At 39.7% G+C, this 13,821-nt stretch carries 13 protein-coding genes; 10 read left to right on the forward strand and 3 right to left on the reverse strand.

Annotation, left to right across the window (positions count from 1 at the left end; all coding sequences use genetic code 11):
- The first annotated feature begins 13 nt into the window (after window positions 1-13).
- Window positions 14-964, forward strand: a complete 951-nt coding sequence (gene porN / locus GXP67_RS21425) for a type IX secretion system ring subunit PorN/GldN (RefSeq protein ID WP_162445015.1) — start codon at window positions 14-16, stop codon at window positions 962-964.
- Window positions 965-1,012: 48 nt separating this feature from the next.
- On the opposite strand, the gene uvrC is transcribed toward porN, so the two are convergent.
- The 3 genes from uvrC to porW form a co-directional block, all read right to left on the reverse strand.
- Window positions 1,013-2,812, reverse strand: coding sequence for an excinuclease ABC subunit UvrC (uvrC, locus tag GXP67_RS21430; RefSeq protein WP_162445016.1), 1,800 nt, complete (start codon window positions 2,810-2,812; stop codon window positions 1,013-1,015).
- Window positions 2,813-2,929: 117 nt separating this feature from the next.
- Entirely contained in the window at window positions 2,930-5,221 is a 2,292-nt protein-coding gene (locus GXP67_RS21435; protein WP_162445017.1) for a penicillin-binding protein 1A, read from the reverse strand.
- A gap of 90 nt (window positions 5,222-5,311) precedes the next feature.
- Window positions 5,312-7,561 (reverse strand): type IX secretion system periplasmic lipoprotein PorW/SprE, encoded by a 2,250-nt coding sequence (gene porW / locus GXP67_RS21440; protein ID WP_162445018.1) that lies wholly within the window; start codon window positions 7,559-7,561, stop codon window positions 5,312-5,314.
- Between the two features lie 120 nt (window positions 7,562-7,681).
- Here porW and GXP67_RS21445 point away from each other — a divergent pair, with 120 nt between their 5' ends.
- From GXP67_RS21445 to atpA, 9 genes are all read left to right on the forward strand, one after another.
- On the forward strand, window positions 7,682-8,563 hold the full coding sequence (locus GXP67_RS21445) for a M23 family metallopeptidase (protein WP_162445019.1): 882 nt from the start codon (window positions 7,682-7,684) through the stop codon (window positions 8,561-8,563).
- A gap of 13 nt (window positions 8,564-8,576) precedes the next feature.
- On the forward strand, window positions 8,577-9,008 hold the full coding sequence (locus tag GXP67_RS21450; protein WP_162445020.1) for a bactofilin family protein: 432 nt from the start codon (window positions 8,577-8,579) through the stop codon (window positions 9,006-9,008).
- Window positions 8,965-9,189 (forward strand): AtpZ/AtpI family protein, encoded by a 225-nt coding sequence (locus GXP67_RS21455; RefSeq protein WP_162445021.1) that lies wholly within the window; start codon window positions 8,965-8,967, stop codon window positions 9,187-9,189. The genes GXP67_RS21450 and GXP67_RS21455 overlap by 44 nt, the downstream gene beginning before the upstream one ends.
- A 2-nt stretch (window positions 9,190-9,191) precedes the next feature.
- Window positions 9,192-9,554 (forward strand): hypothetical protein, encoded by a 363-nt coding sequence (locus GXP67_RS21460; protein WP_162445022.1) that lies wholly within the window; start codon window positions 9,192-9,194, stop codon window positions 9,552-9,554.
- An 11-nt stretch (window positions 9,555-9,565) separates the two neighbouring features.
- Window positions 9,566-10,663, forward strand: a complete 1,098-nt coding sequence (atpB, locus tag GXP67_RS21465) for a F0F1 ATP synthase subunit A (RefSeq protein WP_197901548.1) — start codon at window positions 9,566-9,568, stop codon at window positions 10,661-10,663.
- Window positions 10,664-10,786: 123 nt separating this feature from the next.
- On the forward strand, window positions 10,787-11,044 hold the full coding sequence (gene atpE, locus GXP67_RS21470; RefSeq protein ID WP_162445023.1) for an ATP synthase F0 subunit C: 258 nt from the start codon (window positions 10,787-10,789) through the stop codon (window positions 11,042-11,044).
- 111 nt (window positions 11,045-11,155) lie between these two features.
- Window positions 11,156-11,650 carry a F0F1 ATP synthase subunit B gene (locus tag GXP67_RS21475; protein ID WP_162445024.1) on the forward strand — a complete coding sequence of 165 codons (495 nt, stop codon included), beginning with the start codon at window positions 11,156-11,158 and terminating at the stop codon, window positions 11,648-11,650.
- A 4-nt stretch (window positions 11,651-11,654) separates the two neighbouring features.
- Window positions 11,655-12,194: an ATP synthase F1 subunit delta gene (atpH, locus tag GXP67_RS21480; protein ID WP_162445025.1), complete on the forward strand. Its 540-nt coding sequence runs from the start codon at window positions 11,655-11,657 to the stop codon at window positions 12,192-12,194.
- A gap of 25 nt (window positions 12,195-12,219) precedes the next feature.
- A complete protein-coding gene (atpA, locus tag GXP67_RS21485; RefSeq protein WP_162445026.1) occupies window positions 12,220-13,803 on the forward strand; it encodes a F0F1 ATP synthase subunit alpha in 1,584 nt (527 codons plus the stop codon).
- The last annotated feature ends 18 nt before the right edge of the window (window positions 13,804-13,821 follow it).

Raw genomic sequence — 13,821 nt, forward strand, 5'->3', positions numbered from 1 at the left:
AAAGAACAAACTAATGATGAATATTAAGAAGTTTCTGTTTGCTTTTACAGTTACAGGTTGTATTTGTAACGCAGGTTTTGCTCAAGAGGCGGATACGAGAGGATATAATCCTTTATCGGTAAGGCCTATTCACGAATCTGACATTATGTTCAAAAAAACTGTATGGCAGGTAGTGGATTTAAGGGAAAAGCAGAACAGGCCTTTAATGGCATCAAATAACGAAATTACAAAAGTTATTATTGATGCTGTAAAAGCCGGTTTACTAACTCCTTATACCAGTGATTCTGTTAATACTCCTATGCCCATAGAGAATTTTGTGGGCAATATGAGCCAGACAACAACACAGGTGACACTTACCGACAGAGAGCGTAATATTCAGCAAATTGCGAATGGGACAACTGCTTCTGCTGCAAAAGTAACCCAGATTAAAAACCTATTGAAAAAAGGTGGAACTTCTACTACTGATCTAGAACTTCAGATACAAGGTGTTCTGGACGATTCTTTCTCGAATAATGATCAGAAAATAGAAACAATCAAAGGGACATTTGCAAGCACAGCACCAGTTGAGTACAAAGCCCGTGATTTTACTTCTTTCATTTTAAAAGAGGACGTAATTTTCGATAAGCAGCGTTCCAGATTATACTGGGATACTCAGGCTCTTACCATGATTTTGGCTACTGAGGACTTAGACAAACCTGTTGCCTCTTTCAGATATAAAGATCTGGTAAGAATATTCAGAAGTAATCCGAATGCGATCTGGTTTAACAGCCAGAATAATGCAGAGCATAAAAACTTAGCAGATGCATTTGATATGAGATTGTTCTCTGGCCGTATTACTAAAGTGTCTAATCCGGATGATAATGACCTGGTTACTATTTATGATGGTGACCGCAGAGGATTGTTAGCTTCTGACTGGGTGAGACAACAATTGATGGAGTTTGAACACAACCTTTGGGAGTTTTAATCTTAATCATAACACTTACAAAAAAGGAGATAGAAATATCTCCTTTTTTTATGCCAGATAGTTTTTTAAAGCATTTGCCTTTTCTTTACCAATAATCTTAGCGACGTCTTCTAAATCCGCTTCTTTAATTTTTTTTACTGACTTATACGTTTTCAGCAGTTTAGCGCTTGTTTCTTTGCCAATACCAGGAATATCTTCCAAGGTGCTTTTTAGATTTCCTTTACTGCGTTTATCCCGATGAAATGTAATGGCAAAGCGGTGTGCTTCATCACGGATGCGCTGCAATAACATCAATGACTCAGATTTTTTATCAATATGTAAAGGAATGCTGTCGGTTGGGAAATATATCTCTTCCAGGCGTTTGGCAATACCTACAATGGGTATTTCGCCATATAAATTTAATTCTTTCAATGCATCACAGGCCGCACTCAATTGACCTTTTCCCCCATCAATTACAATCAGGTCAGGAAGAGGAGATTGTTCATTAAGCAGGCGTTTATAGCGGCGAAAAACTACTTCATGCATAGAAGCAAAATCATCAGGACCGGTAACTGTTTTAATATTATAATGCCGGTAATCTTTCTTTGAAGCAACCCCATTCTTAAAACATACCATGGAAGAAACAGGATTAGTGCCTTGTAAATTTGAATTATCAAAGCATTCTATATGTAAAGGTAGATTTTTTAACTGCAAATCCTGTTGTAATTTCAATACTACCCTTTGTGCTCTCTCCTTTTGCAGCGCTGCATTCTCAGTTTGCTTTTCATTGGACTCTTTTTTGAAATACAATACATTTTTTAATGATAAATCAAGCAACTTTCTCTTATCACCAATTTGTGGAATATGCTGGGTGATACCTTCCATCGGCATGCTCAGTGGAATATTGGTAATAATTTCTTTGGAATGGCTTTGGTATTCATTCCTGATATCAACTACCAATAAGGTAAGTATATCATTATCAGTTTCATCTAGTTTCTTTTTTATGCTCGTGGTTTTAGTTTGTACAATGGCTCCGTTTATTACCCTCAGGAAATTAATATAGGCACATTTTTCATCTGAAAGGATAGCAAATACATCTACATCTGAAATATTAGGATTTACTACCAATGACTTACTCTGAAAGTTGCTTAATAAATCCATCTTTAATTTAAAATCCTGCGCTTTCTCAAAAGCAAGGTCAGAGGCAGCTTCTGCCATTTTGTTTTTGAAATAGTGAATGGCTGGGTTAATATTCCCTTTTAGAATATGCTGAATCTGTTCAATATTCCGGTTATGTTCTTCTTCACTCAATAATCCCTCACAAGGCCCTTTGCAATTACCCAGATGATATTCCAGGCAGACTTTAAACTTATGTGCGTCAATATTCTTCTGCGTGAGATGTAAATTGCAAGTACGGATAGTATAGATTTTCCTGAGTAATTCAATTAAAGTATGCATGGCTTTTACACTGGCATACGGACCATAGAAGGTACCTAGCTCTTTCTCAATTTTCCTGGTAGCTACCAGTTTAGGAAAAGGCTCTTTCGTAATACAGATAAAGGGATAGGTTTTATCGTCTTTAAGGAGAATATTATACTTGGGCTGGTGCTTTTTAATTAAGCTGTTTTCCAATAATAGGGCATCAAATTCAGTATTAACAATAGTAAATTCAATACTGTTTATTTGTGATACAAGGCGGGCAGTTTTACGGTCATCTATTGATTTATTGAAATAACTACTGACCCGGTTTTTTAAATTTTTTGCCTTACCTACATAAATCAATTCACCTTCTTTATCAAAAAATTTATAAATACCTGGCGTATCTGGTAGCTTTGATAAGTGTTCTCTGGGGTTAAATATAGATTCCATAGGTATATAAACAGAATATAAATAAGGTGGGTTGTGCGTAAATTTAATAATCAAAAATAGCCTATAAATAACAAAGCCCACATAGATGCGGGCTTTGTTTTAGAAAATAAAGTAAGCTTACAGAATTTCTTTTAATAATGAGTCAGACGGATTTGTATATTGCTGCTGCGTAGAATCGTTGGCAAAGGCAGCATCTCTGTACGACTGGCAATCCAGAGAAATGGATAGATTTTTAGGGCGCTTGAAGGCGCTTTTCTTTACCCCGGTATTAGAGTCGCTATACACTTTATCCATATAAATACCCCAGGCAGGCAAAGCCATTCTGCCCCCTTGACCCAACGACATACTCCGGAAGTGAATACTCATGTCATCGCCGCCTACCCAAATTCCAGTCACCAGATTCTGCGTGATTCCCATAAACCATCCATCAGAATAATTTTGTGTAGTTCCCGTTTTGCCTCCAATATCGTTTCCTTGAGCCGCTTTATAACGGAACAGCCCTTGGGCGGTACCCCCTTCTTCCTGTAATGCTCCTTGCAGCATATGTACCATCTTATAGGCTGTTTCTTCACTCAAAGCCTCTACTGTAGTTGGAGGAAAACTTTCTATAACCTCACCATGACGGTTGGTAATATGGGTAATGAACATAGGTTTAGTCCATACGCCGGCATTTACAAAAGTGCTATATACACCCAGTAACTCATAGATAGATACCGGGCTTGTACCCAAGCTTAAGGAAGGCACTGGTTCCAGCTGACTGGTAATCCCCAGGCGTTTGGCATAATCTACCACTCGTTGCGGTCCAAATTCTTTGATTAATGATGCACTGATGGTATTAATTGACCTACCCATAGCGCGGCGAAGTGTCATCTTTTCAAAAGAAGGTTCCCCATCAGAATTTTTAGGCGTGTAAGTTTCCCCTTTTTCATTGACAAACGTTACCGGTGCATCCAGCACTTCCTGGCAGGGATGATAGCCGTTATCAATAGCCGTAGCATACACAATAGGTTTAAATGCAGAACCTGGTTGCCGTTTTCCCTGCATCACATGGTCATATTTGAAGTGCTTATAATCTATACCTCCTACCCAGGCTTTAATATGGCCAGTATTGGGATCCATAGAAAGTAAGCCAGTATGCAGAAAATGCTTATAATACCGGATAGAATCCATCGGACTCAGCGTAGTATCTTTCTCTCCATTCCAGGAGAAAACCTTCATCTTAATGGGCGTATTCATCTCTTTCCAGATGGCCGCTTCATCATCTTTATACTGGGTCTTCAGCATTTTAAAGCGGTTAGAGCTTTTTGCAGCTCTTTCTATATAACCTGGAATTTCTTTGTAGTTTTCAGTTACCCAGGGATTTCTACCTTTCCAGTGTTCAAAAAACTTTTTCTGCTGGTCTTTCATATTTGCTGCTACTGCTTCCTCTGCATACCGCTGCATTCTCGAATCCAGAGTAGTATAAATTTTTAAACCTTCTCTGTCTAAATCACGATTGTTTCTTTTGGCCCATTTATATAAGAAGCTCCGGATAACTTCTCTAAAATAAGTAGCTTGTCCTTTATTATGATTTTCAACTGCATACTTGCTCATATCAATTGGCTTTACTTTCAAAGAATCGAAGGCAGCATCAGTAATATACCCATATTTTACCATCTGGCTCAAAACTACATTTCGCCTGTTTAATGCATTATTAGGTTTATAAATCGGGCTATAGATATAAGTTCCTTTTACAATTCCAACAAGCATAGCAGCTTCATTAATATTCAACTCTGAAGGTTTTTTACCAAAGAAGGTTTTTGCAGCGGCATCAATTCCATGGGCATTGCTTCCAAAAGGAACGGTATTCAAATACATTTTAATAATTTCCTTCTTGGTATAATTTTTCTCCAGCTGAACAGCCATCATCCATTCTTTGGTCTTTACGATAAGCATACGTAAACCAGGCACCTTTCCTAAAGCACCCCGGTAATCTTCTCCCCGGGTATTAAATAGATTTTTTGCTAATTGTTGAGTAATAGTACTAGAGCCCCTGGGGTCTAAGGAGAGCATCGACCATGCAATGGCAAGAGTACCTTTAAAATCCACACCAGAATGCTTTTCGAAACGGGCATCTTCTGTCGCCAGCAGGGCATTGATCAAGTTTGGGGAAATTTCATCATATTCGACCGGTGAACGGTTTTCCGCAAAATATTTACCCATCAATACGCCATCCGCAGAGTAAATTTCTGATGCCAGGTCATTTCTCGGATTTTCCAGGTATTTTAAATCTGGCATTGGTCCAAACAGCCCAATTAAATTTGTACTTACTGCGAATACGTAGAAAGTAAACATCACCAGCGATGCAGTAAATGTAATCCACAGGACTTTAATTAACCATTTGTATTCCCCTTTTTCAATTTTTACCATATAATAACACTTTTTAGTATTTTCGTTTTATTCGCTGGTTTTAATGATTTGAAGCTTTAGCTATGTGTAATTAGTCAATATACTTTATACCTAATTCTCATTTACTTGACCGGTAATGGTTTCTGTATTTCTTAGAATACCTTGTACATAATCCAGCATCAGGCTTCTGGGATTCTGTTCCACAAATTCTGTCAATGCTTTTTTAAATGTCTCTTTATCCTGCGTACGGCCAATAATGAGAATTTTAAGAACAGTAAATTTATCTTTTAATAAGTTATCCGGATATTGTTCCAGTGCCTGGTTGATTTTATTACTGGCTTCTTCATAATTTTTGGCTTTATATAACTCAAAGGCATTGTTGTATAAATCTTTTACCTGGACATCTGCCAGATTATCGTCCCGTACATAATTTGGATTAGAAATCAGCTTGGCAAAAGGTGATTTTGGATATTTAGCCAGGAGTTTGTTTTTGTATTCTTCTTGCAATTCTGGTTGAGCCTGGTCTTGGTAAATCAGGTACATAAAATAAAAGGCCTCCGCTTCATGTTCATTTCCCGGAAAGCGGACCAATAAGGTATCAAAAGTAGTAATAGCTTTCTCCTGTTCGAGCAATTCCTGCGTATAGATTCGTCCCAGGTTAAAATACGCATCTCCCATCTTTTTATTGGAGGCATCCAACGCTTCTTTTGTATAAGGCACAGCCGCCATCAGTTGGGTTTTGCGGGCTCTGTTCTGTTCATTGGGGTCTACTGCAGGTTGTTCAACAGGAGTATCGGTAGGCCGGCTGTTATCTTCAAACGTAATAACTGCTTCCTTGCTGGAACGTCTCCAGTTGTCTTCCAGTTTTCGGTTGCCCCATTTTCTGGCAAAAGTAGTTCTGCCCCGGCTTACTACCGCTGTATTATAAAAATACCACTGTGCATTTTCGTTATCGGAATTATTATTTCTATTCCCGGCAGTTCGCCTGTCCGTACCTCCGGTATCAAGCTGGTCAAATACATTATCTCCTTGTTGTCCGGTATCAGTATTTCGCTCTCTTTCTCTTTTCCGTTCTAAGGCTTGCCTTTCTTGTTCTTCTCTGGCAAAGTTTTCATCCAGCAACTTACTTAAACTGGCAGTATCTATTTTTGCCATCCGTTGCAAGCTATCTTCTGTCTGAATGATGGTGAGATTTTGAACAAACTCATCCAATACTTTTTGCCTGCGGGTTATCTTCTCAAAGTCTAGCGCACTGGCCGGAAGTGACAATACTGTGCTATCGTAATAAGCTTTTGCTAATTCATATTGCTGTAAGTTTTCGAAGTAAATTTCACCTAATTTCAAAAACGTATAAGGTTTCTGAATAGGGTCTAAACTAGTTGCCTCTGTAGCTTTCTTCAAATAAGCGATAGCAGGCTCATATCTTTTCTGTCTGGCTTCGAACAAGCCCATCTGGTAGTAGATTTTATCTTTATAATCTACGTTTTTTTCGTCCCGGAGCATTTTCCGGAAATAGCTGATCGCTTTCTTATCATCTTCCTTCTTCTTTACCTGGTAGGCTTGAAGCATGTTCAGGCGGGCATTAAAAGCCAGTTCGTAGGTAGGATTATTTTTAAGTGTTGCCCTGAAATTTTTATAAGCCTGCTGCTGGTTATTCAGTACCTGATATAACTGCCCCATAATATAATGCACCCGGGCTTTGCGTTCGCCCTTTTTCATCAGCGGAGCCGCTAGCGCAAGGGTTCCCACCGCCTGTAAATGTTCCTGTTCTTCTTTATGCAACTGGGCCCGGATGAGATAAAATTCGGCCAGATTCTGTTTCGACAGATTCTCCTTCCGGATAAAGCTAACTACCGATTTTGCATTGCTATATTCTTTTTCCTGTACATAGGTGCGGAATATGCCAATCAATGCTTCATGCCTGGCATCGTCGTTCTTACTTACACTATTTACATATTTAAATGCTTTTAAAGCATTCGGGAAATCGAGCTGGTAAAACTGTGCAGTTCCTACCAGTAAATAACTGTCATCTACCCATTTGCTGTTTTTATGGCGCTGCACAGGCAAAGAAGCCTTTTGCATAATATATTCAGTAGATGTCTCCTGGGCATTAGCAATGTTAGAATCGATTGGGATAATGATATCTAATAGCTGATTGTAATCATCTTTTCGGCTCTTAAATAATTCAGTTTCCATTTCTTCCAGTTTTTCCCTGGCCAGAAAATATGCATTATAATGTGCCGTTGTATTATGGTATGCCTTACTCACCACCCCATTGTTTTCCTGGGAACATGCCGATAAGGTAACCAGAAAAATGATCTGACTAAACAAAAGTAAGTAAGAAAAAAGGCAACGCTTCATCAGTTTTATTACAGAATTGAGCAATTGTGGCAATACATTACTAAACTTAGGAATTGTACCGGTATAAAGTAACTCTTATATTGTTATTTTTGATTCCCGTCACAATTTAACTTTTTAACGTTGAAAGCTAAAAAAACATTCTCCGACTGGTTGTCTAACCGCTACATACTGGTGGTAAGAAATGAGGAAAACTTTGCTGAAAAAACAAGTTTTAGCTTCACCTATGCAAAAATAATCGTTTTTATAACGACTACTTCCATCTTTTTATTCTCTTTATGCTTCTATCTTTCCAGCACTATTCTGGCCAAATGGTTTCACCCGGCCGGACGGGAGATGGTAATCAATAAACAGATCATTGAACTCACGGCGCAGGTAGATTCTTTGGAAGAACAAATTGCTTACCGCGACAAAGCGTTACTGGGTATTAGCCAGGTAATTCAGGGTAATGATAAATTCCTAGGTGCCCAGAACAGCCGTACAGATACGACAGCGATCAAACAAACAGAAGTCAATACAGATACCATTGCTCCGGTTGATATTGAGATCAGGAAAGAAATGGAAAGTCAGGAAAGTATGCCATCCAACCCGGTTGTCCGGAACGTTTCCCATACACCTTCCGATGAGTTGCAGAATATCTTTTTATTTAACCCCTTAACCGGCGGAATTATTACCGATAGGTTTGATGCAAAAAAAGCACATTACGGCGTGGATATCGTAGCCAAAAAAGATGAGCCCGTAAAAGCGGTAGCGGATGGCACAGTAATCATGGCCTCCTGGACCAGTGATACCGGACATATTATGGCTGTGCAACACCACGGGAATCTCATATCTGTATACAAGCACAACTCAGTTTTGCTTAAAAAAACAGGCAACTTCGTACGGGCCGGTGAAATTATATCGGTAATTGGCAATAGTGGAGAACTTACCAGCGGACCACATTTGCACTTTGAGCTATGGCACAACAGCAATCCGATAAACCCAGAAATATTTGTTTCATTTTAAATTATAATTTTTTATGTTTAACAACGGTAAAGAAACTAAAAGAGACCAGGTGGAACTCAGCAACGCCAGCACGCAAATCATGAAAGGCACAACCGTAGAAGGCAATATTGAAACCTTCGGCAATGTGCGGATAGAAGGCAAAATTATAGGAAACATTAAATCCAAGTCTAAAATTGCCCTGGGTGATTCCTCCTTTGTCCAGGGAAATATTATTTCTCAAAATGCGGAAATTGCCGGCGAAGTAAAAGGCATCGTCGAAGTTTCGGATGTACTCACCCTGAAAGCTACAGCTAACGTAAAAGGAGATATTATTACCGGTAAATTGATCGTAGAATCAGGAGCCGTATGGAATGGAACCATTAAGATGGGAACTGCTCCGAAAGATATTAAACTGAGTGAGAATGGACACGGACAACTTGAAGAACAAAAAGAGTCAGTTAAATAATTATATCAAATATACTGGCCTGGGCTTTCAGATGCTGGCAGCCATTGGATTAGGCGTGTGGGGCGGCATGAAATTAGATAAGTGGCTGGAATTGAAATTTCCGGCCTTTATGGTAGCTTTGCCCTGCCTGGCTTTAATCGGTTCGCTGATTGCCTTAATCAAAAGCCTGCCTAAAGAATAAATATGCTCAAACTGCTGGGGTTTACGGCTGTAATAGCCGCCGGATTGTACATAGCCGAAAAAACAATACCTGCATATGTTCATCCGGAAAAATGGACCTTGCTGATTTTTTTTGTTGCCCTTTCTCTGATCAGTCATCGTATTACTCAACGCGGTGTTCAGAAGAACAAAGATAACCTTGTACTATATTATTTCAGCACCATGCTGCTACGGTTAGTGGTGAGCATAGGGGTGCTGGTATATTATATGTATACTAAAACGCCAGACATTTTTCTGCTGGTGATCAACTTTTTTATACTGTATTTGTTGTTTGTTGGATTTGAAATTAATTGGTTATTAACTAACTTGCGGCGCAATTCAGAATAAGAAGGAGCGCTATGAACCCAAAGAGCCGAAGTATTTTTTATAAATTTATTCCCCTCAGCCTTTTATTTGCCTTATTTTTAAGCTTTTCTACTGTTTCATTTGCTGAAACATCAGCAGAACCCGAAGAGGAATTTAATTTCAGTGAAATGATTATGCACCACGTAACAGATGCCCACGAATGGCATTTTGCTACGATCGGCCATACACATGTTACTATTCCATTGCCTGTTATTTTATATAATACAGTTGATAAAAAATGGGATGTTTTTCTCTCTAACAAGTTCCATAGCGAAGGCTTTGAAGGAGAAGGTGAGCATGAGCAACATAACTACAAGGGCTATTTTGTAGACGATCATAATCATATTGCACATATAGATGGTAAGAAATTTTATGATTTCTCTATCACAAAAAATGTTGCTTCGCTGCTGTTAAGCGCCGTATTACTGATCGTTGTTTTCTTTACTATTGCTGGTGCGTATAAAAAGAATCATGGCAAAGCGCCTAAAGGTATACAGTCGTTCTTTGAGCCTATTGTTATGTTTATCCGGGATGATATTGCCAAAACAGCCATTGTGGGACATGATAAACATGGAAAGGCCAAATACGAAAAATACCTGCCTTACTTGCTCACTGTATTCTTTTTCATCTGGTTTAACAACCTGCTGGGATTAATGCCCGGTGGTGCCAACCTGACTGGTAACATTGCTGTAACCTTGATTCTGGCACTAATTACCTTATGTATTACTTTATTCAGCAGTAATAAATATTACTGGCAGCACATTTTCGCTACGCCTGGTGTACCAGCATGGTTATTACCCATTATGATTCCGGTGGAGCTAGTAGGTATTCTTACCAAGCCCTTTTCTTTGATGATTCGTTTGTTTGCCAATATTACGGCCGGCCACATTATTATTTTAAGCTTATTAGGGCTTATTTTTGTTGCTAAGCACATTGCTGCAAGTATTGTAATTATTCCTTTTGCTTTGTTCATGAATGCGATTGAACTGATGGTGGCGATTTTACAGGCATACATCTTTACCTTATTGTCTGCGATGTATATCGGTAGTGCGGTAGAAGGGCATGAAGCTCATGACGATTATGGTCATTGATTTGAATGGCTAAATGGCTGGATGTTATATTGTTTGTTAAAAAGAAAACAGCCATTCAGCCTTTAATAATTCAACCACTTAATTTCGGAATTTCTTTGTTTCACTTTTATAAATCTCTAATTCATGTTACTTAGTTTATTATTACAAGCAGCCGACACCATGGGTTATGCCATCATGGGTGCCGGTATTGGTGCAGGCCTTGTTGCATTAGGCGCAGGTCTTGGCATCGGTAGAATTGGTGGAAGTGCTGCTGAGGCAATCGCCCGTCAGCCTGAAGCTTCAGGTAAAATCCAGACTGCTATGCTGATTTCAGCTGCCTTTATCGAAGGTGTTGCCCTGTTCGGCGTGGTAGTGTGTCTGCTGATTTCCTTTAAATCGTAGTTATTAAAATTTTAAATCCTGTACTTAGGCATTAGGCCTGGTACAGGATTTAATTCTGAAACAAAGAAAAAGAGTAAAATTAATAATTGTTAAAAATTGATATAACCCTGTATGGATTTAGTTACCCCCGGTTTAGGTTTGATTTTCTGGCAGGCCATTACGTTTCTGCTGGTATTATTTCTGTTATCAAAGTTTGCCTGGAAACCCATCATGAGTTCTTTGAAAGAAAGAGAAGAAACCATAGAAGGTGCCCTCCGTTCTGCTGAGCAGGCAAAGCAGGAAATGATGAAGCTGAAAGCAGACAATGAAAAACTGCTGGATGAAGCCAGAGCAGAAAGAGACCTGATGATGAGAAAAGCCCAGCAGACAGCAGATGCTATTGTAGAAGAAGCCAAAGAAAAAGCTTCCGCTGAAAGCAGTAAAATTGTAGAAAGTGCCAGATTAGCTATTCAATCTGAACGGCAGGCTGCTTTGGAAGATATCCGCAAACAAGTGGCAACGCTTTCTATTGAGATTGCTGAAAAGCTGCTGCGCAACCAGTTAAAGGAAGAAAGAGCCCAGAGAGAGTTAGTAAATCAGTTGGTAAAAGAGTCAAACTTAGTCTGAGAAAATGGTAGAATCTAGAGCGGCGAGCCGGTATGCCAAAGCCCTGTTAGAACTGGCACAGGAACAGAATGTACTGGAGCAAGTACACGAAGACATGCTTTTCTTTGCCAGAACAGTAGAGGAAAACAGAGGTTTATTGCTTATGCTGCAAAGTCCGGTGGTACCCCATTTTAAGAAATATTCTATTCTGAAAGAAATCTTTCAGAGCCGCGTTCACCCTACTACTTTCAGCATTTTTGAAATTATTACTAATAAGAACCGGGAAAAAATTTTATACGACATTGCCAAGTCATTTCATGAGTTGTATAATTCGTTTAATAATATTCAGGTAGCTCAGGTAATTACTACTTTCCCCCTGGATGAACAACAACGTATCCAGTTCCGGAAAATAACAGAAGAAGTGACAGGTAAAAAAATAGAATTGCAAGAGAAAATAGACCCAGCCTTGATTGGTGGGTTTGTACTCCGCATAGGCGACCGGCAGGTAGACGAGTCTATCAAAGGAAAATTACAAAGATTACAGTACGATTTTATTCATTCATAATCCATATCTAATCAATATATAATATATGGTACAAGTAAGGCCAGATGAAGTTTCTGCAATACTTCGGGCGCAACTCTCAAACGCCAAGACAGAAGCTGAATTAGAAGAAGTAGGGACGGTGCTACAGGTAGGAGATGGGGTAGCTAGAATATATGGGCTTTCCAAAGCTCAGTTAGGTGAGCTGATTGAATTTCCGAATGGGCTGCAAGGATTGGTATTGAACCTGGAAGAAGATAATGTGGGGGCTGTATTATTAGGGGATTTTAACCAGATCAAAGAAGGAGATACGGTTAGAAGGACAAATACGATTGCATCTATTAAAGTAGGCGATGGCATGTGTGGCCGGGTTGTAAATACATTAGGTATTCCCATCGATGGCGGTCCTGCTATTTCCGGGGCCTTGTATGAAATGCCTCTCGAAAGAAAAGCCCCAGGTGTAATTTACCGCCAGCCAGTGAATGAACCTTTGCAAACTGGTATCAAAGCGATTGATGCGATGATTCCGATAGGCAGAGGACAGCGGGAGTTAATTATTGGCGATCGGCAGACTGGTAAAACAGCTGTTGCCATTGATGCCATTATTAACCAAAAGGAATTTTACGAAAGGGGAGAACCTGTATTCTGTATATATGTAGCCATTGGCCAGAAAGCCAGTACCATTGCAGGTATTGTGAATGCCTTGACTAAAGGTGGTGCCATGCCTTATACGGTGGTGGTTGCTGCTGCTGCTTCTGAACCGGCTCCTATGCAGTTCTTCGCTCCATTTACAGGTGCAGCTATTGGTGAGTATTTCCGTGATACAGGCCGTCCGGCATTGGTAATATATGATGATTTGTCTAAGCAAGCTGTGGCCTATCGCGAAGTGTCTCTTTTATTGAGAAGACCTCCAGGCCGTGAAGCCTACCCAGGGGATGTATTCTACCTGCATAGCCGTTTGCTGGAAAGAGCAGCAAAAATTATTGCTTCCGATGAAATTGCAAAAAACATGAACGATTTGCCGGAAAGTATCCGACCGCTGGTAAAAGGAGGTGGTTCTTTAACGGCTCTTCCGATCATCGAAACACAGGCTGGTGACGTTTCTGCCTATATTCCAACCAACGTAATTTCTATTACAGATGGTCAGATATTTCTGGAAACCAACCTGTTTAACTCTGGTATCCGTCCGGCTATCAACGTAGGTATTTCGGTATCACGGGTAGGTGGTAATGCGCAGATTAAATCCATGAAAAAGGTGGCTGGTACTTTGAAATTAGACCAGGCACAGTTCCGGGAACTGGAAGCATTCGCCAAATTTGGTTCTGACCTGGATGCGGCTACCAAACGTACCATTGACAGAGGTAGAGTGAACCAGGAAATTTTGAAGCAGCCTCAGTTTTCGCCTTCACCAGTTGAGCACCAGATTGCCATGATCTATGCCTCTACCAACGGGTTGATGGATAATGTGCCTGTTTCAAGGGTAAAAGAGTTTGAAAAAGAATATGTTTCTATCCTTTCTGCTAACCATAAAGATACATTGGGCGCACTAAAAGCCGGTAAGCTGGATGATAGTGTGACAAGTGTCTTAAAAAAGACGGCTCAGGAAACAGCTAAAAAATACACAACCAAATAAGCGGATGAGTTCATGAGT

Source organism: Rhodocytophaga rosea, assembly GCF_010119975.1.
Lineage (GTDB): Bacteria > Bacteroidota > Bacteroidia > Cytophagales > 172606-1 > Rhodocytophaga > Rhodocytophaga rosea.